A 23,683-nucleotide genomic window follows, 5' to 3' on the forward strand; every position below is an offset into this window, starting at 1 on the left:
AGTATGTGAACTGAGAGCGCCTTTATGAACGCAGGCGTTGGCCCGGACCATAGGTACAGACCAATAGACCGTCAAGGGTCCCGACAGCGCAAAGGGCCGCACCCCGAGGGGTACGACCCTTGCTGCCTGCTTTGTCCTGTGCCGACTAGCGGACCTCGGTGATCTCCGGTCCGCGCTGCAACTGACCCATGCCGCCGGAGAAGCGGGAACCGCTCTCCTCCTGCTGGACCCCCTCGGGGACCATCTGGGCGTCGTTCGGCAGCTTCAGCACGATCGGGTCGCGGGGCGCCATCGGGCCGTCGCCGCGGACCACGACCGTGTCCCGGAAGATCTGCTCCAGCAGCCCGGCCGCCTGCGGCTGCACCGCGCCCTGGCCGGAGATGACTCCGCGCAGGAACCAGCGCGGGCCGTCCACACCCACGAACCGCACGACCTGGAAGCCGCCCGTGCCGTCCGGCAGCTGCACCGGGACTTGGGCACGCAGCTCCCAGCCCAGCGGACCCTCGACCTCGTCGATGATGCCGCCCTGCTGGGTGATGCCGGCCGCGATCTCCTCGCGCACCTCGCCCCAGATGCCCTCGCGCTTGGGAGCGGCGAAGGCCTGCAGCTGGATGGCGCTGTCCCGCAGGACGACGGTCGCCGCGACGATCGCGTCGCCCGCCACCTCGACCCGCAGTTCCATGCCGTCGACCCCGGGCACGAAGAGCCCGCCCAGGTCGACCCGGCCCTCGCCGGGCTCGCGCACCTCGCTGCTGTCCCACGGTCCGTCGGGACGCGGCCCCGGCTCCAGGCGCACGCGCTCGCGCGTGCCCTCGTCGTCCGCCTCGGTGTCGACGCCGTCGACGACCTGCTCGGGCTCGCCGGCCGCGTCCTCGGCGGCACCCTTCTTCTTGCGACGTCCGAACACGTCACTGTCCTTCCCGGTCGGATACGACCGAAGCGTATCTAGTCCCACCCTTAGTGCCGCCTTCGGCGGCCTGACCGCTTGTGCCGCGCCCGCCGTCCACGGCGGCATGACCACCGGTGGACCCGAAGCCCCCCTCGGCCCGCTCCGAGTCGGGAAGCTCCGCGACCTCCTGGAAGCGGACCCTCTCGACCTGCTGGACGACCAGTTGGGCAATCCGGTCGAAGCGCTCGAACCGCACTGCCTCGCGCGGGTCGAGATTCACCACGATCACCTTGATCTCCCCACGGTACCCGGCATCAACCGTCCCTGGGGCATTCACCAGGGCGACACCGCAGCGGGCGGCGAGACCGGATCGAGGGTGCACGAAGGCCGCGTACCCCTCAGGGAGCGCCACAGACACCCCGGTGGGCAGGACGGCCCGCTCGCCCGGCTTCAGTTCGCAGGGCTCGGTGGTGCGCAGATCCGCCCCCGCGTCACCGGGGTGCTCGTACGACGGAAGCGGTACGTCCGCATCGACGCGGCGGATCAGCACGTTCAGGGGGTCACGGCTCACGGGTTCACCTCGAAGGCGCGGGCCCGGCGGACCTGGTCCGGGTCGCTCATCGCGGCCTGGATCTCCTCCTCGCGGCCGTTCTCGATGAAGTGGTCCACCTTGACCTCGATGAAGAGGGCGTCGGCGCGCACCGCGACCGGTCCGTCGGGGCCGCCGACCCGTCCGGTGGCGGTGGAGTAGATCTTCCGCCCGGCCACCGCGGTCACCTCGGCCTCCAGGTGCAGCACGGTGCCCACCGGGACCGGGCGCCGGAAGTCCGTCTCCAGCCGTCCGGTCACGGCGATGGTGCGCAGCAGCCAGTTCAGCGAGCCGAGGGTCTCGTCGAGCGCGGTGGCCAGGACGCCGCCGTGCGCGAGGCCCGGTGCGCCCTGGTGCTCGGGGCGCACGGTGAACTCGGCGGTGAGGGAGACCCCTTCACCCGCCCGTGCCTGGAGGTGCAGCCCGTGCGGCTGCTCGCCGCCGCAGCCGAAGCACTGGCCGTAGTGCGCGCCGAGCAGCTCTCCGGGGGCGGGAGCGTCGGGGTGCCGCACCGGCTTCACGGCGTCCGCCGGGGGCTTGAGGCTTGAGGATGTACCACTCACAGCCGCAGACCTTACCCGCGCGTCGGCGGCTTCCCGACACCGTGCCAAGCTTGGTTTCATGCAGCTCTCCGCCACTCCGTACGAAGAACGCCTCACCGCCCCCCGCTCGTGGTGGCTGATCTCGGCGCTGGTCGGCCTCTCCCTGGCGCTGATCCTGCTGCCGTTCGGCACCCTGCCGATGCTCGGCGGGCTGGTCGGCGGCACCGCCGTGGCCGCCGTCATGGCCAGCTCCTACGGCTCGGTCCGGATCCGGGTGGTGGGCGGTTCGCTGATCGCGGGCGAGGCGAAGATCCCGGTCACGGCGCTGGGCGAGGCCGAGGTGCTGGACCCCGAGGAGGCCCGCGCCTGGCGGACCTACAAGGCGGACACCCGCGCCTTCCTGCTGCTGCGGGCGTACATCCCGAGGGCGCTGAAGGTCGTGGTCACCGACCCCGAGGACCCGACGCCCTACCTGTACCTGTCGACCCGCGACCCGCAGGCGCTGGCCGAGGCCATCGAGGCGGCGAAGGCCGCCCAGTCGGCGGCGTAGGACACGGCCTAGTACACAGGGTCGAAGGGTCCCCACAACGGGGTCCTGGTTGAGCCCGCCCGCTCGGCGGGGGCCGTGGCTCAGCGCCTGAATCTGCCGCTTCCCGGCCATCTGCGGCCGACGTCCCGGGTGACCTCTTCCATCGTGATCGGGTCGGCGGGCTTCTCCAGCGCGGGCAGGTCGGGCAGCGCGTCCCAGGGCACCTGGATCTTGCGCAGATCGGCGCGGATACGGTCCGCGAGCTTCTTGGTGTCCCGGCGGTTCATCAGCGCGCCCACGGCCGCGCCCACCATGAACGGCATCAGGTTCGGCAGGTTGCGCACCATGCGCTTCATGATCTGCTGGCGCAACTGCTGCTTCATGTGGGTGTTCAGCGCCGAGCTGACGGTGGACGGCTTGGTCACCTGGATCCCGCGCTCGCCCGACCAGGAGTCGAGGTAGGCGGTGGAGCGCTGTTTGAGGTTCCCCGGCGGCCGTACGCCGTAGACCTCGTGGAGTTCGGCGATCAGCTTCAGCTCGATCGCGGCGACCCCGGTGATCTCCGCGGCCAGTTCGGTCGGCATCGCGGGCGGCACGGGAAGCATGGCGGCCGCGCCGATGCCGGCGCCCACGGTCGAGGTCGCGGTCATCGCGCCCGTCACGAGCTTGTCGGCGATCTGCTCGGGGCCGAGCCCCGGGAACTGCCGCCGCAGGGTCGCGAGGTCGCGTACGGGCACACGCGGGGCGATCTCGATGAGCCGGTCCGCGAGGTAGGCGAGCCCCGCCTTGGCGCGGCTGCCGCCCTTGCGGACGCCTTCCCGGGCCCTGTCACGCATCGCCGCTGCGCGCCGTCGCGCCATTGGCGCGGGAGCCTGTGCCGGCGCCGGCTCGTCGCCAGGGCCGGCCACCGGTTCGAGCGAGGCCGATCCGGGACCGGATGAGCCTCGCTCGTCGTCACGCGCGCCGTGCGGGCCGTCGGACGGCCCTTGGTCCGCTCCCCCGTTCGGGAAGCGGCGCTTCCAAGGAGGGGTCGAGCCGGTCATGCCCGACCCGTCCTCAGTCGCAGTCGCGGCAGATCGGCTGACCGTTCTTCTCCCGGGCCAGCTGGCTGCGGTGGTGCACCAGGAAGCAGCTCATGCAGGTGAACTCGTCCTGCTGCTTGGGCAGCACCCGGACGGCCAGTTCCTCATTGGAAAGGTCGGCGCCGGGCAGCTCCAGACCTTCCGCGGCCTCGAACTCGTCGACGTCCACAGAGGAGGTCGACTTGTCGTTCCGCCGGGCCTTGAGCTCTTCAAGGCTGTCCGAGTCGACGTCGTCGTCGGTCTTGCGTGGGGTGTCGTAATCCGTTGCCATGTCGCTCTCCCCCTCTGGGTGTCTGCGGTGTCTCCAGCGCACGTAACGCGTGAGAGGCCGGACTTGTGCCCGACCCGAGGCGGAGATTTTGCCTCACATCAAGGTCTGTTACTCAATCGACACCCAACCGGACCCCTCAAGAGTGATCGGCTTGGATGGCGAACGGGACCGTACACGGTCCCAACGCCGCACTTCAAAGGCGTCTCACCGTGTACTTCCCGTGATGCGGACCCCCGAAAACCCGGATTTTCCCGGCTTTCCGACAGGTCACATGATCACGCAGCGTAGATGGCCGGAAATTCGTCCTTGTGATCGATCACACACAGCAAAGGCCACTTGCCGCCCTGAAAATTCCGCTCAAAGCGAACAAGCCCGGGTGTCGGAACACGGTCTCACAGTGGCAGGGCCACTCTCATCACCAGCCCGCCCCCCTCGCGCGGCTGCGCCGTGATGTGCCCGCCGTGCGCCCGCGCCACCGACCGCGCGATCGACAGACCGAGCCCGACGCCCTTGTCGCTGCCGGTGCGCTCGGTGCGCAGCCGCCGGAAGGGCTCGAAGAGGTTGTCGATCTCGTACGCCGGGACCACGGGCCCGGTGTTGGACACGGTGAGCATCGCCTGGCCGTGCTGGCTCTCGGTGTTCACCTCGACCCAGCCGCCCTCGGGGATGTTGTACCGCACGGCGTTCTGGACCAGGTTCAGGGCGATCCGCTCCAGCAGCACGCCGTTGCCCTGGACCACCACCTGGTCGCGCTTGCCGCGGATCTCCACGCCCTTGGCCTCGGCCTCGGCGTGCACCTGGTCGACGGCCTGCTCGGCCACCTCGGCGAGGTCGACGGGCTTGCGCTCGACGATCTGGTTGTCGCTGCGGGCCAGCAGCAGCAGTCCCTCCACGAGCTGCTCACTGCGCTCGTTGGTGGCCAGCAGGGTCTTGCCGAGCTGCTGGAGCTCCACCGGGGCGTTCGGATCGGACAGGTGCACTTCCAGCAGGGTGCGGTTGATCGCGAGCGGGGTGCGCAGCTCGTGGGAGGCGTTGCCGACGAAGCGCTGCTGGGCGGTGAAGGCGCGCTGGAGGCGCTCCAGCATGTCGTCGAAGGTGTCGGCGAGCTCCTTCAGCTCGTCGTCCGGGCCGTCCAGCTCGATCCGGCGGGAGAGGTCGGAGCCGGCCACCGCGCGGGCGGTGCGGGTGATCCGGCCGAGCGGCGACAGGACGCGTCCGGCCATCGCGTAGCCGAAGGCGAAGGCGATCACCGCGAGGCCGAGCAGGGCCAGCAGGGACCGGCTGAGCAGGGCGTCGAGGGCGTGCTCGCGCTGCTCGTTCACGCACTCGTTGAGCATCTGGTTCAGCTCGTCCGCGGGCAGGCGGGTGGCCGTCAGATCGCACATGTCACTGGAGACGGAGCCCGTCACGACACGGAACGGCAGGTCGCTGCCGACGCGGAGCGCGCTCGCGGCGACCAGGTAGATGATCGACAGCAGCAGGATGCCGGCGATCAGGAACATGCCGCCGTAGAGCAGGGTGAGGCGTATCCGGATGGTCGGGCGCAGCCACGGGAAGGGCTGTACCGGCCTTCTGGGGTCCCAGGTCGGCTTGGGCGGTGCCTGGGGCGGTGCGGGGGACGTTGCCATGGGAACTCAGATCCGGTAGCCGGAGCCGGGGACGGTGACGATGACGGGCGGCTCGCCCAGCTTGCGGCGCAGCGTCATGACGGTGACCCGGACGACGTTGGTGAACGGGTCGGTGTTCTCGTCCCACGCCTTCTCCAGCAGCTGCTCCGCGGAGACGACGGCGCCCTCGGAGCGCATCAGCACTTCCAGGACGGCGAACTCCTTGGGCGCGAGCTGGACCTCCTTGCCGTCACGGAAGACCTCGCGGCGGTTGGGGTCGAGCTTGATCCCGGCCCGCTCCAGGACGGGCGGCAGCGGGACGCTGGTACGACGGCCGAGGGCACGCACGCGTGCCGTCAGCTCGCTGAAGGCGAAGGGCTTGGGGAGATAGTCGTCGGCGCCGATCTCCAGGCCCTCGACGCGGTCGCTGACGTCGCCGGAGGCGGTGAGCATCAGCACGCGCGTGGGCATGCCCAGCTCGACGATCTTGCGGCACACGTCGTCGCCGTGCACGAGCGGGAGGTCGCGGTCGAGGACGACCACGTCGTAGTCGTTGACGCCGATGCGCTCCAGGGCCGCCGCGCCGTCGTACACGACGTCGACGGCCATGGCCTCCCGGCGCAGTCCGGTGGCCACCGCATCGGCGAGCAGTTGCTCGTCCTCGACGACGAGTACGCGCACGTCGTTCTTCCTTCCTGAAGTCCACCCGCGTAGCGCCGCTCGGGGCCACGCGGGCAGGGGTCTGCTGGGGTGTCTTGGCCTCCATCCTGCCCTTTTCGGCCATAAGTCGGCAGTAAGACCAGGGAGTGACCGCATGAATGCCGGGTGTGCGGCCCGGGAATGCCAGATTTTCTCGGTGGGTTGAGGTTTCCGTGAAACAGAGCGGGGGGAGGACGGCTTTACACCCCGCGATCACGCTCCGCTTGTGCCGCACCACCATGCGGTACAAGGCAATCCGCTTTCCGCAGAGCGGCCCACGTGATCGCCCCTTCCGAACGGCACACCCCCGTGCCACCGACCCACGACCCAGGACGAGGGGGCACAGCATGGACGCATTCACCGCAGGGCTTCTCCAGCGCATAAGGGCGACCGAGTCCGACCTGACGCGAGCCCGCGACGAGGGCGACGACTTCCTCGTCGAGGTGGAGCAGGGCGAGCTCGACGACCTGCGCCGCCTCGCCGCGGAGCACGGTGTGGAGGTCGGCGCCTACCGCGTCTGACCGGCACGCACACGCAGAGCGGGCCCCCGGCGAATCCAGCGCCGGGGGCCCGCTCTTGTGCTGTCCGGGGGCCGGGCGGCCCACCGGCCCGCGCGCCGCTCTCCACGCCGGCACTGCCGATCGGTCGGGACCACCTCGACCGCGAGGCCGCCGACCCGCCCGTTTCCGGGTCCGCCGCCCAGGTGGTCGCCTCGGCGGCGGGGCCACGACGTACCTCCGGGCCGGCCCGGTCGCGGCGCCCGCGGAACCGCTACGACAGCGGCAGGTCAGTCGTGCCAGGCGCCGAAGTCCTCCAGGAGCTGCTGGAGGGGCTCGAAGACGCCCGGGGTGGCGGCGACCGTCAGGGCGTGGTTGGGGCGCTCTCCGGGGCGTCCACCGGTCATGGCGCCCGCTTCCCGGGCGATCAGGTCGCCCGCCGCGAGGTCCCAGGGGTGCAGCCCGCGCTCGTAGTAGCCGTCCAGGCGTCCGGCGGCCACGTCGCACAGGTCGACCGCGGCCGAGCCGGAGCGGCGGATGTCGCGCAGCAGCGGGATCAGCCGGTGGGCGACCTCGGCCTGGTGCCGCTTGACGTCGGTCACGTAGTTGAAGCCGGTCGAGACCAGCGCCTGCTCCAGCGGCGGCGCCGGGCGGCAGGCCAGCTCGCGCTCGCCGTCCCAGGCCCCGGTGGCCCGGGCTCCGCCGCCGCGCACGGCGTGGTACATCTCCCCGCGCATGGGTGCCGCGACGACCCCCACCACGGTCTCACCGGCCTGCTCGGCGGCGATGGAGACGGCCCAGGTCGGCAGCCCGTAGAGGTAGTTGACGGTGCCGTCGAGGGGGTCGATCACCCAGCGGACCCCGCTGGTGCCCTCGGTGGAGGCGCCCTCCTCGCCGAGGAAGCCGTCGTCGGGGCGGTGGCCGGAGATCAGGTCGGTGATCAGCTTCTCGGCGGCGATGTCCATCTCGGTGACCACGTCGATCGGGCTCGACTTGGTCTTCGCCACCGCGAGGTCGGCCGGGCGGCCGTCCCGCAGCAGGTCGCCCGCGCGGCGCGCGGCCTCCTGGGCGATCCGGAGCAGCTCCGCGTACAGGGGGTCGGTCACGGGGCTCCTCAGGCGTAGGGGCTGTCGGCGCCCGCGGCGGCGGGCCGGGGGGCGCGGGCCGGGCAGCAGCCGACCGGGCAGAGGTGGTGGCTCGGGCCGAGCGTGCCGAGAACGCACGGGGTGACGTCCCGGCCGCTCTCGACGGCGGCGCGCTCCAGGACCAGCTCGCGCACGGCCGCGGCGAAGCGCGGGTCGGCGCCGACGGTGGCCGAGCGGCGCACCGGCAGGCCCAGTTCCCCGGCCTTCGCGGTGGCCTCGGTGTCGAGGTCGTACAGGACCTCCATGTGGTCCGAGACGAAGCCGATGGGGGCCATCACGACGGCCGGGACGCCCGCGGCGTGCCGCTCCTCCAAGTGGTCGCAGATGTCGGGCTCCAGCCACGGGATGTGCGGGGCGCCGGAGCGGGACTGGTAGACGAGCTGCCAGGGGTGGTCGACGCCGGTGCGCTCGCGGACCGCGTCGGCGATCAGCCTGGCCACGTCCAGGTGCTGCCTGACGTACGCCCCGCCGTCGCCGTGCCCCTCGGCCGGCCCGGAGGTGTCGGCGGCGGAGTCGGGGATGGAGTGGGTCGTGAAGGCGATGTGGGCGCGGTCGCGGACCTCCTCGGGGAGGTCGGCCAGGGAGCGCAGCACGCCGTCGGTCATGGGCTCCACGAAGCCCGGGTGGTTGAAGTAGTGCCGCAGCTTGTCGATCCTCGGCAGCTCCAGCCCCTCGTCCTTCAGGGTGGCGAGTGAGTCGGCGAGGTTCTCGCGGTACTGGCGGCAGCCCGAGTACGAGGCGTAGGCGCTGGTGGCCAGGACGAGGACGCGGCGGTGGCCGTCCTGCACGATCTCGCGCAGGGTGTCGGTCAGGTACGGCGCCCAGTTGCGGTTGCCCCAGTAGACCGGCAGGTCCAGGCCGTGGTCGGCGAAGTCCTTGCGCAGGGCGTCCAGCAGGGTGCGGTTCTGGGCGTTGATGGGGCTGACCCCGCCGAACTGGAAGTAGTGCTGTCCGACTTCCTTGAGCCGTTCCCTGGGGATGCCCCGGCCGCGGGTCACGTTCTCCAGGAACGGCACCACGTCGTCCGGGCCCTCGGGGCCGCCGAAGGAGAGCAGGAGCAGGGCGTCGTAGGGGCGGGGATCGAGCGCGTCTGGCATGCCTCCGATCCTGCCACCCGGCACCGACACCCGGACAACGGCGGGGGGTGGACCTGGGTTCCGCGCCGTCCGAAGGAGTGCGTTAGGGTCACCTAACTCGTAAGCTGTATCAACCATCTACACGCCTTACGCGGCGCTGTCGCGCGCCGCCCTGCCCGCCACCGGAGAGCCCGTGCCCAGCCCCTACCGCGCCTTGTTCGCCGCTCCCGGCTCCAAGGGTTTCTCCGCCGCGGGTTTCCTCGGCCGGATGCCCCTGTCGATGATGGGCATCGGCGTGGTCACGATGATCTCCGAGCTGACCGGCCGCTACGGCCTGGCCGGCGCCCTGTCGGCCACCATCGCGCTCGCCGCGGCCCTGGCCGGACCGCAGGTGTCGCGCCTCGTGGACCAGTACGGCCAGCGGCGCGTACTGCGCCCGGCGACGCTCGTCTCGCTCGCGGCGGCGGCCGGGCTGCTGCTCGCCGCGCACTACGGCTGGCCGGACTGGACGCTGTTCGTGTTCAGCGCGGGCATCGGCTGCGTACCGAGCGTCGGCGCGATGATCCGGGCCCGGTGGGCGGCCCTGTACCGGGGCACACCGCAACTGCACACCGCGTACTCCTTCGAGTCCGTGGTGGACGAGGTGTGCTTCATCTTCGGGCCGATCATCTCCATCGGGCTGTCCACCGCGTGGTTCCCCGAGGCCGGTCCGCTGCTGGCGGCGGGCTTCCTGGCGGCGGGTGTCTTCTGGCTGACCGCGCAGCGCGCCACCGAGCCCGCACCGCACCCGCGCGAGCAGCACGGGCGGCGCGGCAACAGCGCCCTGCGCTCGGCCGGTCTGCAGGTCCTGGTGGCCACCTTCGTGGCCACCGGCGCGATCTTCGGGGCCGTCGACGTGGTCACCGTGGCCTTCGCCGAGGAGGAGGGCCACAAGAGCGCGGCGAGTGTGGTCCTCGCCGTCTACGCGGCCGGTTCCTGCCTCGCGGGCGCCGTGTTCGGGCTGCTGCGTCCCAAGGGTGCCCCTGAACCTCGCTGGCTGCTGGGCGTATGCGCGATGGCCGTGAGTATGATCCCCCTCCTACTGGTCGGAAACTTGCCGTTTCTGGCCGTGGCGCTGTTCCTTGCGGGGCTGTGCATCGCTCCGACGATGATCACGACGATGTCCCTCATCGAGCAGCACGTACCACGCGCGCACCTGACCGAGGGCATGACCTGGGTGAGCACCGGGCTCGCGGTCGGGGTCGCGCTCGGCTCCTCCGTGGCCGGCTGGGTGATCGACGCGGCCGGGGCGCGAGCCGGGTACGGGGTTCCGGCCGTCTCCGGAGCCGTCGCGGTCGCGGTCGGTTTCCTCGGGTACCGCCGGCTGAGCAGGCCGGCGCCGGGTCGGGGAGGCACCGTTGAGCAGCACAGCGAGCGGGACGAGGAACGGCACGTGGCGTAACTGGGGCGGGAACGTCGCCTCCCGCCCCGCGCGGGAGGTCGAGCCCGCCTCGGTGGAGGAGCTCGCGGACGCCGTGCGGCGGGCCGCCGAGGACGGGCTGAAGGTGAAGGCCGTCGGCACCGGGCACTCCTTCACGTCGATCGCCGCCACCGACGGTGTGCTGATCCGGCCTCAACTGCTGACGGGTATACGCAGGATCGACCGGGACAGCATGACCGTCACGGTCGAGGCGGGCACCCCGCTCAAGAGACTCAACATGGCTCTGGCCCGCGAGGGTCTGTCGCTGACCAACATGGGCGACATCATGGAGCAGACGGTCTCCGGCGCGACCAGCACCGGCACCCACGGCACGGGCCGCGAGTCCGGCTCGATCGCCGCCCAGATCACCGGACTCGAACTGGTCACCGCCGACGGCTCGGTGCTCCACTGCTCCGAGAAGGAGAACCCGGACGTCTTCGCGGCGGCCCGGATCGGGCTCGGCGCCCTCGGCATCGTCACCGCGATCACCTTCGCCGTGGAGCCGATCTTCCTGCTCACCGCGCGCGAGGAGCCGATGCCCTTCGAGAAGGTGCTGCGCGACTTCGACGAACTGTGGGCCGAGAACGAGCACTTCGAGTTCTACTGGTTCCCGCACACCGGCAGCACCAACACCAAGCGGAACAACCGCAGCGCGGGCCCGCAGCGCCCGGTGGGCCAGGTCAAGGCCCTGTTCGAGGACGAGTTCCTCTCCAACGGCGTCTTCCAGGTCGCCCAGTGGGTCGGCCGCGCGGCCCCCGCCACCATCCCGGCCATCGCCCAGATCTCCAGCAAGGCCCTGTCCGCGCGCACTTACACGGACATCCCCTACAAGGTCTTCACCTCGCCGCGCCGGGTGCGCTTCGTGGAGATGGAGTACGCCGTCCCGCGCGGGGCGGTCGTCGAGACGCTGCGCGAACTGAAGACCATGGTGGACCGCTCCGACCTGAAGGTCAGCTTCCCGGTGGAGGTGCGCACCGCTCCCGCGGACGACATCACCCTGTCCACCGCCTCGGGCCGGGACAGCGCGTACATCGCCGTCCACATGGCCAAGGGGACGCCGTACATGCGGTACTTCACGGCCGCGGAGCGCATTTTCACCGCGCACGAGGGCCGGCCGCACTGGGGCAAGGTGCACACGCGGGACGCCGAGTACTTCGCCGAGGTCTACCCGCGCTTCGGCGAGTTCACCGCGCTGCGTGACCGGCTGGACCCCGATCGGCTGTTCCAGAACGACTACTTGAGGAGGGTTCTGGGGGCGTGAACGGCTGCGCGCCTCTTCGCTCCCAATGGGAGGTTTAGGTGAAGTACGCCACTTTCAAGATCCCCACTTCCCTTGCCGGACAAGGCCAAGTCCCGCCTCTTGCGCCAAGTTGGGCGGCGTGCCAATCCACGCACGTGGCCCGAATGGAGTACTGTTGCGAGCCCTGGGTCCGGTCTCCCGCCTGGGCGTCCGCGACCTTCAAGGACCGCCGGGAGGGGGCTAGTTGCACAGGGTGACGGAGTTGGTCACTTAGCGTTGCGAATAGGTAACCGTGCCATAACGGCGATCCAGGGCCCGCGCCCGACACGCCGGGCAACTCGGCAAGGTTGTGGCAGGCTGCACCCGGGCAGGCCACACTCGACTAGCGGAAGCAGCGACGCACGTGACGTCGGCAGGCACCACCCGGGAGGTCCCCATGCCCGAACTGCGTGTCGTGGCCGTCTCCAATGACGGCACACGGCTGGTGCTGAAGGCTGCGGACAGCACGGAGTACACGCTTCCGATTGACGAGCGTCTGCGCGCCGCCGTACGCGGCGACCGTCCCCGCCTCGGCCAGATCGAGATCGAGGTGGAGAGCCATCTCCGCCCCCGCGACATCCAGGCGCGTATACGCGCGGGTGCCACGGCCGAGGAAGTCGCCCAGATGGCGGGCATTCCCGTCGACCGCGTCCGCCGCTTCGAGGGCCCCGTCCTGGCCGAGCGCGCCTTCATGGCCGAGCGGGCCCGCAAGACCCCGGTCCGCAGACCCGGTGAGAACGCCGGCCCCCAGCTGGGCGAGGCCGTCCAGGAGCGGCTGCTGCTGCGCGGCGCCGAGAAGGACTCCGTGCAGTGGGACTCCTGGCGCCGTGACGACGGCACCTGGGAGGTGCTGCTGGTCTACCGGGTCGCGGGTGAGCCGCACTCGGCGAGCTGGACGTACGACCCGCCCCGGCGGCTCGTCCAGGCCGTCGACGAGGAGGCCCGCTCGCTGATCGGCGAGTCCGACGACCTGGCCGCGCCCGAGCCCAGCTTTCCGTTCGTGCCGCGTATCGCCCGGCTGCCGCGCGACCGTCCGCTGGACCGCGGCCACGACCGGGAGCGGCCGAGCCTGCCCGCGGCGGCGTCCGAGCCGGAGGAGACCGCGAGCGAACGGGACTCCCTGACCAGCCTGTTGGAGGCCGTCCCGAGCTTCCGCGGCGACCTCGTCGTACCGGAGCGCCCCTCCGACGCCCCGGCCGCCGAGGAGCCGCCCGCCACCGAACCCGCGGCGGAGGAACCGCCCGCCCCCGCGGCGTCCGCCGGTTCCGCCTACGCGGACGTCCTGATGCCCCGCTCGGTGGGCAGCCACCGCGACCGGCTCATCGGCTCCACCGACCGTCAGGCCGAGGCCGACGGCGTCCGTCCCGGACGCCGTGCCGCGGTCCCGAGCTGGGACGAGATCGTCTTCGGCACGCGCCGCAAGAAGCAGGAGTAACAGGCGGCCGAAGTGCCTCCGGGGCCCGCGCTGTTGAGCGCGGGCCCCGTGTTTGTGCCTACTGCGGGTCAGGCCCCACGGCGACCGGCCGGGACGGGTCGGAGGACCACTCCGACCAGGAACCGACATACAGCGCGGCCGGGATGCCGGCCACGGCGAGCGCCAGCACCTCGTGTGCCCCGGAGACGCCCGAACCGCAGTACACGCCGATCTCGGTGCCGTCGGTTGCGCCGAGGCTCTTGAAGCGGGCGTGCAGCTCCTCGGCGGGCCGGAACCGGCCGTCGGGGGCGACGTTCTCGTTGGTCGGCGCGGAGACGGCGCCCGGAATGTGCCCGCCGACGCGGTCGATGGGCTCCACCTCACCGCGGTACCGCTCCCCCGCGCGGGCGTCCAGCAGCAGCCCGGAGCGGGCCAGCGCGGCGGCGCCGTCCGCGTCGAGCAGCCCCTCCGCGGCCGGGTTCGGCCGGAAATCGCCTGCGGCCGGGGTCGTCAGCCCGGTCTCCAGGGGTCCCTCCCAGGTCGGCAACCCGCCGTCGAGGACCCGCACGTCCGGGTGACCCGTCCAGCGCAGCATCCACCACGCGCGGGCGGCCGCCCAGCCCTGCCCGCCGTCGTACACGACCACCGGCCGGTCCGCCGAGACACCCGCGCGGCGCATCGCGGCGCCGAACTCGGCGATGTCCGGGAGGGGATGACGGCCGCCCGTCCCCGGCGGCGCGGCGAGCTCTTCGTCCAGGTCGACGAAGACCGCGCCGGGGATGTGGCCTTCCTCGAATGCGGCCCGTCCGTCGAACGGCGGCTCGCCCGCCGCTTGAGCCACGCTCAACTGCCAGCGGACGTCCAGCAGCGTCGGCGGACGCCGTCCTGCCAGGTCGTCGGCCAGTTCGGTTGCGGAGATGATGGCGTTCATGGCCCCCATCCTTTCGTACGGGGTGGCCGCTTCGTCCATGTCCGGCTACTCTGCTCGGCCGGACAGCTCCGATCACGAGGCGTACGGGATCGGGCACATGCTGTACAGCCGATCACCATGCGTGGGCCGTCAACGGGGACGGATGGGACACGGCACCGAGGGCATCCTCCGGACGGAGCGCGCGGTACGGCGGCGCGCCCGGGACGCATGACGGCACGGGTGGTGCGAGCATCGGCACCGGGGTCCGGAGAGCGGAATCGACGCGGCGCCGCGAGGGGCCGAGGAGAGAGTGACGATGACCGAGGCACGGGGGTCGGCCGGCCCGAACGGCGAAGCGCGCGCCCGGCACGAGCCCGGCTCGCCCTGCTGGGTGAGCCTGATGGTGCACGGGCCGGCCGCGACCCAGGAGTTCTACGGCGAGCTGTTCGGCTGGGAGTTCCAGCCGGGTCCGCAGCAGCTCGGGCCGTATGTACGGGCGTTGCTGGACGGCAAGGAGGTGGCCGGGATCGGCCAGTTGCCGCCGGACCGGCATCTGCCCATCGCCTGGACGCCCTACTTCGCCTCGACGGACGTGGACCGGACCGCCGACACGGTACGGCTGTGCGGCGGCACGGTCGGCGTGGGTCCGCTGGACGCGGGCGAGGCCGGCCGCATCGCCATCTGTTCCGACCCCTCGGGCGCGGTCTTCGGTATCTGGCAGGCCCCGGACCACCTCGGCATCGCCCTGACCGGCGTCCCCGGCACACCGGTCTGGAACGAACTGCTCACCTTCGAGACCTCGGCCGTGGTCAAGTTCTACGAGACGGTTTTCGGCCACGAGCAGCAGGCCGTCGCCTCGGCGGACTTCGACTACGTCACCCTCCACCTCGGCGGCCGCACGATCGCCGCGGTCCTGGGCCTGGGCCAGTCCCTCCCCCGCGACCGGGGCCCGCACTGGATGACGTTCTTCGAGGTCGCCGACACGGACGCCGCCACCGCCAAGGCGGTGTCCCTGGGCGGCCACGTCCTCAAGCCCCCGCACGACAGCGCCCTGGGCCGCATGTCGACGGTGGCCGACCCGGAGGGTGCTCGATTCTCCCTGCTGCAGAGCAGGCCCTAACGCCGTACACCGGCGTCGGCGAGCCGCGCGAGATACACGACCCGCCGACGCCGGCCGCCCGCTCCCGCGCATCGGGCAAGCGCCGGAACAGGAAGCAGGGATCGTTCAGAGCGGCGCTCCCCGGCGCATGCCCGACGTACTTGTACCCGAACTTCCGTGCCACGCAAGCGAATTCGGCATGCCTCTTCAGCCCACCCGCCATAGGGCCGCACGACGAACTCCCCGTGCTCCTCCGCCACGGCTCTCATCAGTCTGTTCGGCAAGTGCCGTTCGACCACTACGTGTTCCCCCGCCGATCCTGCGTCGTCACGCGACGAAGGTACGTCGCAGCGCCCACCGGGAAGCACCCGCCTCCGTCACCGCGATAACGTCGCCGGGCACAGAACAATCGGCGAGCAAGGGGCAACACGGGCATGACGATCGAGCGCGTATCGGTCATCGGCGGGACGCAGCCTGTGGAGGCGAAGGAAGTCGGTCTGCCCGATCTGGGGCTGCGTGAGCGGGCGGATCTACAGAAGTGGATCATCAACGACCCGTCTCTCGTCGAGCCCGGACTCCTCATCCTGACCGAGGAGTACGACAAGTGGGCCACATCGGCCGGGGATCGGCTCCGTGACCGACTGGACCTGCTGGCCCTGGACACCGAGGGCCATCTCGTGGTGATCGAACTCAAGCGTGACGGGGCGCCTGACGACGCACACCTGCAAGCGATCACCTACGCGGCCATGGTCTCCCGGTTCACCGAGGACGACCTGGCCCGCATCCACTGCGAGTTCCTGAGGCGTTCGGGCCGGGAGTGCGACGCGCAGGAGGCGTTGCGCGCCCTCCGTGAGCACTGCGGCGACGATCTGGACGTCGCCCTGCTCAAACAGCCGCGGCTGGTGCTGGTCGCCCGTTCGTTCCCGCGACAGGTGACCTCGACGACCGTTTGGCTCAGCGAGATGGGTCTGGACATCAAGCTGGTCCAGTTCCGGCTCTGGGACACGGGGGCGGGCCATGTGATGACCACGTCGGTGCTCTATCCCGTGCCGGGCATGGAAGAGTTCACCGTGGTCCCGGCACGCACCGAGAAAGCCGAGACCACCCAGCGGGCGGCGAACAGCGTCCGCAACCGCAAGGCGGTGCTGCGCATCCTCGACAACGGCGCTGTGAAGCCCGGCCAGACGCTTCGGTTCCGTTCCTTCCCGGAATCGCTGGCGTGGAACAACGACGACATGGATCAGTGGGTGGCCGAGGACCCCGCACGAGGACGTGCGACCTGGACCGGCCACCGTCTGCGGCCCCTGCGGTGGGAGTACGACGACGCGGACTACGCCCCGACATCGCTGGTCAAGACGATGGTGGAGCAGCTGACCGGCAGCAGGCCCAACACCGTCTACGGCACCCGGTACTGGGTGGACACAGCCGGCCGGGATCTGGCGGAACTGGCCGAGTTGCCGGCCGGGACCGAGTCCGCCGTGGCGGGGTGATCAGCCCGAAGTCACCGGCAGTACATCCGGTGACAGAGCCGCCGCCCTCGCCGTGGCCGCGGTCATGCGGCGGCGGTGGTGGCGGCGGCACAGGACCTCGTAGCCGATGTCCTCGGGCTGGTTGACGTCGCCGACGACGACCTGGGCGCCCTCGACGACCATTTCGCCGCCTATCGTGCGGGCGTTGTGCGTGGCCCGGGCTCCGCACCAGCACAGGGCCTCCACCTGGAGGACCTCGACGCGGTCGGCGAGTTCGACCAGGCGCTGGGAACCGGGGAAGAGCTTGGTGCGGAAGTCCGTGGTGATGCCGAAGGCGTAGACGTCCAGGCCCAGGTCGTCGACCACGCGGGCGAGTTGGTCGATCTGTTCGGGGGCGAGAAACTGGGCCTCGTCGGCGATCACGTAGTCCGCGCGGCCGCCCTGGGACAGGTGGTCGACGAGGTACCCGTAGAGGTCCTGGCCGTCCTCGACCTCGACCGCGTCCGTGACGAGGCCGAGGCGGGAGGACAGCTTGCCCTCGCCCGCCCGGTCGTCACGGGTGAAGATCATGCCGGCCAGGCCGCGTGCCGAGCGGTTGTGCTCGATCTGGAGAGCCAGCGTCGACTTCCCGCAGTCCATCGTTCCGGAGAAGAACACCAGCTCGGGCATGGCAGGTCGGTCACCTTTCGGTGGTGGGAAGGGCGGGGCGGGCGTCAGGAGCGTACTTCCAGCAGGGGTACCAGTTGTTCCGCCGGGGTCATCGAACCGTGGTTGCCGACCATCACCGACTCCTTGGGCTCCCGTTCGGAGGCGATGATCAGCACGTCGTCACGGGCCGCCGCGACCACATCGCCGATCCGGCCGTACACCCGTTCGTCGATGTGCGGGCCGAACCAGCCCGCCGCGATCGCCTCGTCCCGCGAGGCCACCCAGAACTGCTCGCCGAGCACCTCGCGCCAGCAGGTCAGGACGTCGTTCCCGGCGCCCGGGACGGCGTAGACATGGCGGGCGCGGCCCTCGCCGCCCAGCAGGGCGACCCCGGCGCGCAGCTCCCAGTCCTCGTCGAAGTCGATGCGGTGCTGCTCGTCGAAGGGCACGTCGACCATGCCGTGGTCGGCGGTGACGTACAGCGCGCTGCGCGGCGGAAGCTGCTCGGCCAGACGCTGGACCAGCCGGTCGACGTACATGAGCTGGCCGCGCCAGTTGTCCGAGTCGACGCCGAAGCGGTGGCCCGCGCCGTCCACCTCGGCGTAGTACGTGTAGACCAAGGACCGGTCACCGGCGGCCAGTTGCGCGGCCGCCAGGTCCATCCGCTCCTCGCCGCCGAGCCGCCCGTGGAAGGTGCCACCGCTGAGCGCCACCTTGGTCAGCGGGGTGTTCTGGAAGGCCGGCGAGGACACCTGCGCGGCGTGCACACCGGCGTCGTGGGCGAGCTGGAAGACCGTGGGGTACGGCTGCCAGGCGCCCGGCGCTGTCCACGGCTGCCAGCGCAACTGGTTCATCAGCTCGTCGGTGTCGGGGTTGCGCACGGTGTAGCCGGGCAGCCCGTGCGCGCCGGGCGGCAGCCCGGTGCCGACGGAGGCGAGGGAGGTCGCGGTGGTCGCCGGGTAGGCGGTGGTCAGCGGCCGTCCGGTGCCGCCGCGGGAGCTGGCCAGCAGGGAGGTCATGAAGGGCGCTTCCTCGGGGTGCGCCTTCAGCTGCTCCCAGCCGAGCCCGTCGATCAGGAACACGCAGTTCCGGTCGGCCGGGGTCAGCTCCTCGATCGCGGCGGCCGTGCCGGGCACGCCCATACCGGCGGCCAGCGTCGGCAGCAGGTCGGCGAGCGAGCCGGAGCCGTACTCGGGCAGCGGGGCGGAGTCGAGGGGAAGAGGGTGCGGTTCGTGCTCCCAGGCGGGCTGGGCCATCAGCGGGTGACGTCCGCGGTCGCCTCGGAGAGCGCCTGCGCGAAGGCGAGCGCCTGGCGCACGGTCTCCGGGCCGTCCCCGGCCTCGCTGACCCGCAGGCTGAGGTCGTCGGCCGTGGAGTTGCCCGTGTAGCCGTGGTCCGCCTCGCAGTTCGGGTCACCGCAGGCGGCGGGCTCCAGGTCGATCCGGGAGACCGCTCCCCAGCCGATGGTCAGCACGACCTCGCGGGGCAGGGTGCCCGGCTTGTACGCCTCCGGGTTGGCGACCACCCTGCTGAGCACGACGGAGGAGATCCGGTCGATCCTGACCGACTCGGTGGACGTCGTGGCGTACGGGGTGGGCGAGGTGTTGTCCGCGGCCTGCTCGTCGGTGTGGCTGACGATGAACCGGTTGTCGGTGAGCACCAGCACGGTGACGTGCCGGCGCACCTCGTTCTGGTCGAAGGTGGTCTCCTGGTGGACCAGGTACGACCGGATGGGCTCGCCGCCCACGGCGGCCTCCACCGCCTCGGCCACGAGGGCCGGGTAGTAGCCGCTGCGCTCGATCGCCGCTCGCAGCCCCTGGGTCGTCGTACTGGTCTTGGCCATGGCCCCCATCCTACGGGGGCCCACTGACTGCGAGGGACCGCTCGTGCGGTCAGTACGCGGGGAGCGTACGCGGGCCCAGGTCGTCGCGGGCGGGCGGCGGCGCCAGCCGTACGGTGGCGCCGAGCACGGTCAGTCCGCGCGGGGCGACGACCACCGGTTCCAGGGTCACCGCGACGACCTCGGGGTGATCGTGGACCAGTCGGGACACCCGCAGCAGCAGCTCCTCCAGGGCGGGGGTGTCGGCGGGCGTGGAACCCCGCCAGCCGAACAGCAGCGGCGCGGTCCGGATCGACCGGACCAGAGTGCCGGCCTCGCGGTCGGTGACCGGGATCAGGCGGTGGGCCATGTCCCCGAGCAGCTGCGAGGCGGCCCCGGCGAGCCCGAACGACAGTACGGCACCGGCCGCCGGGTCGATCACCGCCCGTACGACCGTGTCGACCCCGCGCGGGGCCATCGCCTGCACGACCGGCCGCAGCTCCTCGGGCGTGCCGAACAGCTCGGTCAACTCGGCGTAGGCCCGCCGCAGTTGTTCCTCGTCGGCGAGGTCGAGCCGTACGCCGCCCAGGTCGGCGCGGTGGCGCAGGTGCGGGGCGGTGGCCTTGAGGGCGACGGGGTACCCCACCGCGCGGGCGGCCTCGACGGCGTCGTCCGGGGTGGGGGCGGCGAGGGCCCGGCGCACATGAATGCCGTACTTCCCGAGCAGCTCGCAGGTCTCCTCGGAACCGAGGGTGAGGCCCTGCCCGCGCGTCAGCAGCCCGTCGATGAGCGCGGCGGCCCCGCGCTCATCGATGTCGTCGTACTCCGGCACCCGCCCCGGCTCAGCCGCCTCCCGCCGCCACTGCGCATACTTCACAGCCTCAGCCAACGCCCGCACGGCCCGCTCGGCGGCGGGGTAGGCAGGGATAAGCCGAGGCACGGACGCAACCTCCGACCGCACGGCGTCACCAGGCCCCGCCTCCGCCGAGCCACTCACGCCGCGAGCCACCGACTCGGCCGAGCCACTCAAGCCGCGGCCTACCGACCCCGCCGAGCCGCTCAGTCCGCCGCCTCCCGACCCCGCCGACTCCCCCGAGCCGCGGGCTCCCGACCCCGCTGAGCCACTCAAGCCGCCGCCTGCCGACCCCGCCGACTCCCCCAAGCCGCTCAAGCCGCGGCCCGCCGAGTCACCCAAGCCGCAGGCTCCCGACCCCGCCGAGCCACTCAGGCCGCGAACTCCCGACCCCGCCGAGTCACCCAAGCCGCGGGCATTCGTGCCGCCAAGGGCGGCACGGGTGGGCGCGGGCGGCACCCCGTCAGCGCCGGGCCGCGCGACCTCCCCGGCCTCAGCGCCGACGCCGGTACCCGCGTCGGCAGCAGCACCGGCACCCGCCTCAGCGGCACCCGTACCGACGACCCCCGCTCCCGGCCCCGTACTGGCCGCCGCCGACAGCGCCTCCGCCAGCCCGCCCAGCTCCACGTGCACCACCAGCACCGGCTTCCCCGGCGCCTCCTCCGCCGCCGACCGCAACGCCTCCGCCAGCACTGCGTCCCCCGCCGCGGACGGCACCCCGAGCGCCGGGATCGCGGTCACCACCACGGCATCGCACGTGTCGTCGGCCAGCGCCCGCGACAGCGCCTTGCGGAAGTCCTCCGGCGACGCCTCCGTCGTCAGGTCCAGCGGCGCCAGTGGACGCAGCCCCTCCGCCAGGCACGCGTCGTACGTCAGCAGCCCCAGCGACTCGGAGTTGCCGAGGATCGCCACGCGCGGCCCCTTCGGCAGCGGCTGGCGCGCGAGGAGCAGCCCCGCGTCGACGAGCTCGGTGATGGTGTCGACCCGGATCACCCCGGCCTGCCGCAGCAGCGCCGACACGGTCTCGTGCGGCAGCCGCGTCGCCCGCACCGCGTGCCCCTGCGGGGCGGCCCCGCCGTGCCGCGCGCCCTGCACCACGACCAGCGGTTTCACCGCGGCCGTCCGCCGGGCGAGCCGGGTGAACTTCCGCGGGTTGCCGATGGACTCCAGGTACATGAGGGCGACATCGGTGTCGGGATCGTCGTACCAGTACTGCAGGACATCGTTGCCGGACACGTCGGCCCGGTTGCCGCTGGAGACGAAGGTGGACACGCCGGTCACCCCGGTGACCCCGCCGCCGCGCCGGTGCAGCCGGGACAGCAGCGCGATCCCGATGGCGCCGGACTGCGCGAACAGCCCTATGCGGCCGGGCCTCGGCATCTCGGGCGCGAGGGAGGCGTTCAGGCGCACCCGGTCGGAGGTGTTGATGACACCGAAGGCGTTGGGGCCGATGATCCGCATGCCGTACGCACGCGCGTGCCGGACGAGTTCGCGCTGGCGCTCCAGCCCCTCGGGGCCGCTCTCGGCGTACCCGGCGGAGACGACGACCAGCCCCTGGACTCCGTGCTCGCCGCACTCGGTGACGACCTCGGGCACCTCCTCGGCCGGTACGGCGACCACGGCGAGGTCGACATGGCCGTCGATGTCGCGGACCGAGCGGAAGGCGGGGACACCCGCGAGTTCCTTGAAGTCCTCGGGGAAGGCGCGGTTCACGGCGTACAGCGGCCCCCGGTAGCCGCCCCCGCGGATGTTGTCCAGGACGCCGCGGCCGACCCCGCCCGGGGTCCGTCCGGCGCCGATGACGGCCACCGAGCCCGGTACCAGCAGCCGTTGCACGGACCGCCCCTCGGCGCGCTGTTCGCGCGCGTACTGCACGGCGAGCGAGCGGTCGGTGGGCTCCAGGTCGAACTCCAGGCGGACCACGCCGTCCTCGAAGCTGCGCTTCTGGGTGTACCCGGCGTCCGTGAACACCTTGATCATCTTGGTGTTGGCGGGCAGCACCTCGGCGGCGAAACGGCGGATGCCCCGCTCCCGGGCGACGGCGGCGATGTGTTCGAGCAGCGCGGAGGCGACACCGCGGCCCTGGTGCGCGTCCTGGACGAGGAAGGCGACCTCGGCCTCGTCCGCGGGCGCGGAGGCGGGCATTCCATCGGCACCAATGCGGTCATAGCGTACGGTGGCGATGAACTCGCCGCCCACGGTGGCCGCGAGTCCCACCCTGTCCACAAAGTCGTGGTGCGTGAAGCGGTGGACGTCCTTGGCGGACAGGCGCGGGTAGGGCGCGAAGAAGCGGTAGTACTTCGACTCGTCCGAGACCTGCTCGTAGAAGCTGACCAGGCGCTCGGCGTCATCAACGGTGATGGGGCGGATGCGCGCGGTGCCGCCGTCGCGCAGCACCACGTCGGCTTCCCAGTGGGCGGGGTACTCGTGCCGGTCCGACTGGCTCTGCATGGGCCCCAGAGTACGGCTCGCGTCCGACAACGGCGCGGGGCAGTCTGTGAAGGACGGGTGTCGGGCCGAGGCCGCGGTCCGAACGCCACCCGGAACAGGCCACCGAAGGTCTGTTCCGGACACGCTTCACGTTGTGGAACACTGGTCTAGACAACCCTGAGAACCTGAAGGGCAGCATCACATGGCTGAGCGCCGCGTCAACGTCGGCTGGGCCGAGGGCCTCCATGCCCGCCCCGCCTCCATCTTCGTCCGAGCCGCCACGGCCGCAGGCGTCCCGGTGACGATCGCCAAGGCTGACGGCAACCCCGTCAACGCGGCCTCCATGCTGGCTGTCCTGGGCCTGGGCGCCCAGGGCGGCGAGGAGATCGTGCTCGCCTCCGACGCCGAGGGCGCGGACGCCGCCCTGGACCGGCTGGCGAAGCTGGTCGCCGAGGGTCTTGAGGAACTCCCCGAGACCGTCTGAGAAATTGAGGGTCGCGGCACTCGCCGCTGCCGACGAGGGGCTCGTCCGAATTGCCGGGCGGGCCCCTCGCCTTTTCCGTCCGGTCCGGTGTATTTTCTGTTTTCGGGCAGCAGAAATAATCCCCCGCGAATTACTTCCTCTTTGTATACGGCGCGCATGTTAAAGACGCTGACCCGACATGTTTACGGGATGTTGCGAATTCCTCACACGCTCCGGCCCGGCGGTGAAGCGAAGCCGGTGCGTATGGCTCGCGCGCTCGGTGTGGGCGGCCGTGATCGCCCGCGCCCGCTCGCTGTCGCCACGGGCCACCGCGTCGACGATCGCGCCGTGCTCCGCCCACATGTCCACGGGGCTGGTCGGCGCGTCCACCGCGTACATCCAGGCGATCTTGTGCCGTAGCTGGGTCAGCATCGAGGTCAGGGCGGGGCTGCCGGACGCCTGGGCGAGCGTCTCGTGGAACCAGCCGCCCAAGGAGCGCAGGTCATCGCTGTTGCCCCGCCTGGCCCGCTCCTGGCCGAGCCGCACCAGGCCGCGCAGCACCTTCAGATGCGCCTCGGTGCGGCGCTGGGCGGCGCGCGCGGCGCCCAGCGGCTCCAGCAGGCCGCGCATCTCCAGCAGGTCGGACGCCTCCTGCTCGGTGGGTTCGGCGACGCACGCGCCCGCGTGCCGCCGGGTCACCACGAAGCCCTCGGCCTCCAGCGTGCGCAGGGCCTCCCGGACCGGGACCCGGCTGACGCCGTAGCGGCGGGCGAGCAGTTCCTCGGTGAGCCGGCTGCCGCGTTCGTAGACACCGGCGACGATATCGTCCCGGATCGCCGTGCATACCGAGTGCGCCGGAACACGCATGACCGACCTCCGCTTTAATCCCCGTGAAACGTCGACGACTGACGTGT

23 protein-coding genes are annotated in these 23,683 nt (G+C 71.7%); 8 read left to right on the forward strand and 15 right to left on the reverse strand.

All coding sequences use genetic code 11. The annotated features are described in order from the left end of the window. Window positions 1–145: 145 nt before the first annotated feature. From GA0115233_RS20810 to GA0115233_RS20820, 3 genes are read right to left on the reverse strand one after another with little or no spacing between them, the layout of a single operon-like run. On the reverse strand, window positions 146–907 hold the full coding sequence (locus GA0115233_RS20810; protein WP_093721772.1) for a DUF3710 domain-containing protein: 762 nt from the start codon (window positions 905–907) through the stop codon (window positions 146–148). A gap of 1 nt (window position 908) precedes the next feature. Further along, the gene (dut, locus tag GA0115233_RS20815; protein WP_093721773.1) at window positions 909–1,460 is read right to left on the reverse strand and encodes a dUTP diphosphatase; all 552 of its coding nucleotides are present in this window, start codon (window positions 1,458–1,460) and stop codon (window positions 909–911) included. Continuing rightward, window positions 1,457–2,041 (reverse strand): PaaI family thioesterase, encoded by a 585-nt coding sequence (locus GA0115233_RS20820; protein WP_093721774.1) that lies wholly within the window; start codon window positions 2,039–2,041, stop codon window positions 1,457–1,459. The genes dut and GA0115233_RS20820 overlap by 4 nt, the downstream gene beginning before the upstream one ends. 58 nt (window positions 2,042–2,099) lie before the next feature. On the opposite strand from GA0115233_RS20820, the gene GA0115233_RS20825 reads away from it, so the two are divergent. Beyond that, window positions 2,100–2,570 (forward strand): DUF3093 domain-containing protein, encoded by a 471-nt coding sequence (locus GA0115233_RS20825; protein WP_093721775.1) that lies wholly within the window; start codon window positions 2,100–2,102, stop codon window positions 2,568–2,570. 80 nt (window positions 2,571–2,650) lie between these two features. On the opposite strand, the gene GA0115233_RS20830 is transcribed toward GA0115233_RS20825, so the two are convergent. The 4 genes from GA0115233_RS20830 to GA0115233_RS20845 all read right to left on the reverse strand — a co-directional run bounded on the left by GA0115233_RS20830 (window position 2,651) and on the right by GA0115233_RS20845 (window position 6,190). Continuing rightward, window positions 2,651–3,592 carry a hypothetical protein gene (locus tag GA0115233_RS20830; RefSeq protein WP_093721776.1) on the reverse strand — a complete coding sequence of 314 codons (942 nt, stop codon included), beginning with the start codon at window positions 3,590–3,592 and terminating at the stop codon, window positions 2,651–2,653. A gap of 13 nt (window positions 3,593–3,605) precedes the next feature. Then, complete coding sequence (locus tag GA0115233_RS20835; protein WP_003997302.1) at window positions 3,606–3,902, reverse strand: DUF4193 domain-containing protein; 297 nt, start codon at window positions 3,900–3,902, stop codon at window positions 3,606–3,608. Window positions 3,903–4,294: 392 nt separating this feature from the next. Next, window positions 4,295–5,530, reverse strand: coding sequence for a sensor histidine kinase (locus GA0115233_RS20840; protein WP_093721777.1), 1,236 nt, complete (start codon window positions 5,528–5,530; stop codon window positions 4,295–4,297). Between the two features lie 6 nt (window positions 5,531–5,536). Then, on the reverse strand, window positions 5,537–6,190 hold the full coding sequence (locus GA0115233_RS20845; RefSeq protein ID WP_007385219.1) for a response regulator transcription factor: 654 nt from the start codon (window positions 6,188–6,190) through the stop codon (window positions 5,537–5,539). Window positions 6,191–6,555: 365 nt separating this feature from the next. On the opposite strand from GA0115233_RS20845, the gene GA0115233_RS41120 reads away from it, so the two are divergent. After that, a complete protein-coding gene (locus GA0115233_RS41120; RefSeq protein WP_167551858.1) occupies window positions 6,556–6,729 on the forward strand; it encodes a hypothetical protein in 174 nt (57 codons plus the stop codon). 266 nt (window positions 6,730–6,995) lie between these two features. Here GA0115233_RS41120 and GA0115233_RS20850 read toward each other — a convergent pair whose 3' ends face one another. Beyond that, window positions 6,996–7,811 carry an inositol monophosphatase family protein gene (locus tag GA0115233_RS20850; RefSeq protein WP_093721778.1) on the reverse strand — a complete coding sequence of 272 codons (816 nt, stop codon included), beginning with the start codon at window positions 7,809–7,811 and terminating at the stop codon, window positions 6,996–6,998. Window positions 7,812–7,819: 8 nt separating this feature from the next. Further along, window positions 7,820–8,947, reverse strand: coding sequence for a ferrochelatase (locus GA0115233_RS20855; RefSeq protein ID WP_093721779.1), 1,128 nt, complete (start codon window positions 8,945–8,947; stop codon window positions 7,820–7,822). 172 nt (window positions 8,948–9,119) lie between these two features. On the opposite strand from GA0115233_RS20855, the gene GA0115233_RS20860 reads away from it, so the two are divergent. The 3 genes from GA0115233_RS20860 to sepH all read left to right on the forward strand — a co-directional run bounded on the left by GA0115233_RS20860 (window position 9,120) and on the right by sepH (window position 13,099). Next, window positions 9,120–10,367, forward strand: a complete 1,248-nt coding sequence (locus tag GA0115233_RS20860; RefSeq protein WP_093721780.1) for an MFS transporter — start codon at window positions 9,120–9,122, stop codon at window positions 10,365–10,367. Continuing rightward, a complete protein-coding gene (locus GA0115233_RS20865) occupies window positions 10,324–11,646 on the forward strand; it encodes a D-arabinono-1,4-lactone oxidase (RefSeq protein ID WP_093721781.1) in 1,323 nt (440 codons plus the stop codon). Before GA0115233_RS20860 ends, GA0115233_RS20865 begins: the two co-directional genes overlap by 44 nt. Window positions 11,647–12,061: 415 nt before the next feature. Next, on the forward strand, window positions 12,062–13,099 hold the full coding sequence (sepH, locus tag GA0115233_RS20870) for a septation protein SepH (RefSeq protein WP_093721782.1): 1,038 nt from the start codon (window positions 12,062–12,064) through the stop codon (window positions 13,097–13,099). Between the two features lie 58 nt (window positions 13,100–13,157). On the opposite strand, the gene GA0115233_RS20875 is transcribed toward sepH, so the two are convergent. Beyond that, entirely contained in the window at window positions 13,158–14,009 is an 852-nt protein-coding gene (locus tag GA0115233_RS20875; RefSeq protein WP_093721783.1) for a sulfurtransferase, read from the reverse strand. Between the two features lie 295 nt (window positions 14,010–14,304). On the opposite strand from GA0115233_RS20875, the gene GA0115233_RS20885 reads away from it, so the two are divergent. After that, window positions 14,305–15,108, forward strand: coding sequence for a VOC family protein (locus GA0115233_RS20885; RefSeq protein WP_093721785.1), 804 nt, complete (start codon window positions 14,305–14,307; stop codon window positions 15,106–15,108). Between the two features lie 413 nt (window positions 15,109–15,521). Continuing rightward, window positions 15,522–16,577 (forward strand): hypothetical protein, encoded by a 1,056-nt coding sequence (locus GA0115233_RS20890; RefSeq protein ID WP_093721786.1) that lies wholly within the window; start codon window positions 15,522–15,524, stop codon window positions 16,575–16,577. Here GA0115233_RS20890 and GA0115233_RS20895 read toward each other — a convergent pair whose 3' ends face one another. From GA0115233_RS20895 to GA0115233_RS20910, 4 genes are read right to left on the reverse strand one after another with little or no spacing between them, the layout of a single operon-like run. Next, window positions 16,578–17,225, reverse strand: coding sequence for a thymidine kinase (locus GA0115233_RS20895; protein WP_093721787.1), 648 nt, complete (start codon window positions 17,223–17,225; stop codon window positions 16,578–16,580). A gap of 44 nt (window positions 17,226–17,269) precedes the next feature. Next, window positions 17,270–18,460, reverse strand: a complete 1,191-nt coding sequence (locus GA0115233_RS20900) for an alkaline phosphatase family protein (protein WP_093721788.1) — start codon at window positions 18,458–18,460, stop codon at window positions 17,270–17,272. Beyond that, window positions 18,460–19,056 carry a DUF5998 family protein gene (locus tag GA0115233_RS20905; RefSeq protein ID WP_093721789.1) on the reverse strand — a complete coding sequence of 199 codons (597 nt, stop codon included), beginning with the start codon at window positions 19,054–19,056 and terminating at the stop codon, window positions 18,460–18,462. Before GA0115233_RS20905 ends, GA0115233_RS20900 begins: the two co-directional genes overlap by 1 nt. A gap of 40 nt (window positions 19,057–19,096) precedes the next feature. Then, window positions 19,097–22,327 (reverse strand): bifunctional acetate--CoA ligase family protein/GNAT family N-acetyltransferase, encoded by a 3,231-nt coding sequence (locus GA0115233_RS20910; protein WP_093721790.1) that lies wholly within the window; start codon window positions 22,325–22,327, stop codon window positions 19,097–19,099. Between the two features lie 181 nt (window positions 22,328–22,508). On the opposite strand from GA0115233_RS20910, the gene GA0115233_RS20920 reads away from it, so the two are divergent. After that, complete coding sequence (locus tag GA0115233_RS20920; protein ID WP_030021209.1) at window positions 22,509–22,790, forward strand: HPr family phosphocarrier protein; 282 nt, start codon at window positions 22,509–22,511, stop codon at window positions 22,788–22,790. Between the two features lie 159 nt (window positions 22,791–22,949). Here GA0115233_RS20920 and GA0115233_RS20925 read toward each other — a convergent pair whose 3' ends face one another. After that, complete coding sequence (locus tag GA0115233_RS20925; protein ID WP_093721791.1) at window positions 22,950–23,636, reverse strand: GntR family transcriptional regulator; 687 nt, start codon at window positions 23,634–23,636, stop codon at window positions 22,950–22,952. Window positions 23,637–23,683: the final 47 nt, after the last annotated feature.

It is taken from the genome of Streptomyces sp. DI166, assembly GCF_900091315.1.
Lineage (GTDB): Bacteria > Actinomycetota > Actinomycetes > Streptomycetales > Streptomycetaceae > Streptomyces > Streptomyces fuscus.

Coding starts and splice junctions, on each gene's coding strand:
- GA0115233_RS20825 (WP_093721775.1), top strand. CDS start 2,100: ATGCAGCTCTCCGCCACTCCGTACGAAGAACGCCTCACCGCCCCCCGC.
- GA0115233_RS20895 (WP_093721787.1), bottom strand. CDS start 17,225: ATGCCCGAGCTGGTGTTCTTCTCCGGAACGATGGACTGCGGGAAGTCG.
- sepH (WP_093721782.1), top strand. CDS start 12,062: ATGCCCGAACTGCGTGTCGTGGCCGTCTCCAATGACGGCACACGGCTG.
- GA0115233_RS20900 (WP_093721788.1), bottom strand. CDS start 18,460: ATGGCCCAGCCCGCCTGGGAGCACGAACCGCACCCTCTTCCCCTCGAC.
- GA0115233_RS20840 (WP_093721777.1), bottom strand. CDS start 5,530: ATGGCAACGTCCCCCGCACCGCCCCAGGCACCGCCCAAGCCGACCTGG.
- GA0115233_RS20920 (WP_030021209.1), top strand. CDS start 22,509: ATGGCTGAGCGCCGCGTCAACGTCGGCTGGGCCGAGGGCCTCCATGCC.
- GA0115233_RS41120 (WP_167551858.1), top strand. CDS start 6,556: ATGGACGCATTCACCGCAGGGCTTCTCCAGCGCATAAGGGCGACCGAG.
- GA0115233_RS20830 (WP_093721776.1), bottom strand. CDS start 3,592: ATGACCGGCTCGACCCCTCCTTGGAAGCGCCGCTTCCCGAACGGGGGA.
- GA0115233_RS20905 (WP_093721789.1), bottom strand. CDS start 19,056: ATGGGGGCCATGGCCAAGACCAGTACGACGACCCAGGGGCTGCGAGCG.
- GA0115233_RS20890 (WP_093721786.1), top strand. CDS start 15,522: ATGACGATCGAGCGCGTATCGGTCATCGGCGGGACGCAGCCTGTGGAG.
- GA0115233_RS20910 (WP_093721790.1), bottom strand. CDS start 22,327: ATGCAGAGCCAGTCGGACCGGCACGAGTACCCCGCCCACTGGGAAGCC.
- GA0115233_RS20925 (WP_093721791.1), bottom strand. CDS start 23,636: ATGCGTGTTCCGGCGCACTCGGTATGCACGGCGATCCGGGACGATATC.
- GA0115233_RS20835 (WP_003997302.1), bottom strand. CDS start 3,902: ATGGCAACGGATTACGACACCCCACGCAAGACCGACGACGACGTCGAC.
- GA0115233_RS20855 (WP_093721779.1), bottom strand. CDS start 8,947: ATGCCAGACGCGCTCGATCCCCGCCCCTACGACGCCCTGCTCCTGCTC.
- GA0115233_RS20885 (WP_093721785.1), top strand. CDS start 14,305: ATGACCGAGGCACGGGGGTCGGCCGGCCCGAACGGCGAAGCGCGCGCC.
- GA0115233_RS20875 (WP_093721783.1), bottom strand. CDS start 14,009: ATGAACGCCATCATCTCCGCAACCGAACTGGCCGACGACCTGGCAGGA.